Below are 1,334 nucleotides of genomic sequence, written 5' to 3' on the forward strand. Positions count from 1 at the left end.
TGGTCCGACCCGGATAGAGTCCTGACAGTTCTGTCCAGATACATTGCTGACAGTTAGTCCGGCCGGCAGGAGGGTCCTGCCGATGCCGTGGAAAGAGCTGTCAGTGATGGATGAGAAGTTGATGTTCGTGGCGGATTGTCTGCGCGGAGAGGAGCCGATGACGGTGCTTTGCGAGCGCTATGGGATCAGCCGGGAGACCGGGTATGTCTGGAAGCGCCGCTACGAGGCGGACGGGGTCGCCGGTCTGCAGGAGCGCTCGCGGGCGCCGCACCGGCACGGGCTGGCGACGCCGGCGGCGCTGGTGGTGCGGATCATCGAGGCGCGCCGGCGCAAGCCGTACTGGGGTCCCAAGAAGCTGTTGGCGATCCTGGCGGCCGAAGCCCCGTCGGCGGCTTGGCCGTCGGCGAGCACGGTTGCCGATATCCTGCGGCGCGAGGGGTTGAGCGAGCCGCGCCGGCGGCGCCGGCGGGCGCTGAGCGTGGAGCAGCCGTTCGCGGCGGTAGCCGCGGCCAACGACGCCTGGTGCATCGACTTCAAGGGTTGGTTCAGGACCGGCGACGGGAAGCGCTGCGATCCGCTGACGGTGACGGACGCCTTCAGCCGCTACCTGCTGGGCTTGCGCATCGTCGCGCCGGTCACCGAGGCGGTGGCGCCGGTCATGGAGCGGCTGTTTCGGGACTATGGCTTGCCGAAGGTCATCCGCAGCGACAATGGGCCGCCCTTTGCCTCGACCGGCGCCGGCGGGCTGACCCGGCTGTCGGCCCGCTGGGCGAAGATGGGCATTGGCCTGGAGCGGATCCATCCGGGTCAGCCCCAGCAGAATGGCCGCCATGAGCGCATGCACGGCACCCTCAAGGCCGAGGCTTGCGTCCGGCCGGCGGCAACCCCGGCCGAGCAGCAGAGCCGATTCGACGGGTTCCGCCACGAGTTCAACGACGAACGACCGCACGAGGCGCTCGGCCAGCGTCAGCCAAGGCAGTTCTATGTCCCCTCGCCTCGGCCCTATTCTGAGCGCGTTGACGAGCCCTGCTACGGCTCCGACGAGGCGGTGCGACGGGTCCGGTCCAGCGGCGAGATCAAGTGGCGAGGTTCGATGGTCTTCATCTCCGAAGCCCTGATCGGCGAAACCGTCGGCATTCGCGAACGTGAGGATGGCCATTGGCTGGTCCGCTTCGCCGAGGTGCCCGTCGTCCTCGTCGACCGAACCACAGGAAAAGCCGCCCGGTTTGGCGCGGGGCGGCCGCCCCGCGCCAAACCGGCTCACGAACCCCAGCCGGATTGACTGTCAGGAATGTATCCGGACTAACTGTCAGGAATGTTCCCGGTTGCACATT

Annotated in this window: 1 protein-coding gene; it reads left to right on the forward strand. The window is 67.9% G+C overall.

The window, feature by feature from the left end:
• The first annotated feature begins 82 nt into the window (after positions 1 to 82).
• Positions 83 to 1,282, forward strand: a complete 1,200-nt coding sequence (locus tag AAFN89_RS20775) for an integrase core domain-containing protein (protein WP_347541231.1) — start codon at positions 83 to 85, stop codon at positions 1,280 to 1,282.
• The last annotated feature ends 52 nt before the right edge of the window (positions 1,283 to 1,334 follow it).

Origin of the sequence: Inquilinus sp. CAU 1745, assembly GCF_039839375.1 — a bacterium.
GTDB lineage: Bacteria > Pseudomonadota > Alphaproteobacteria > DSM-16000 > Inquilinaceae > JBDOQU01.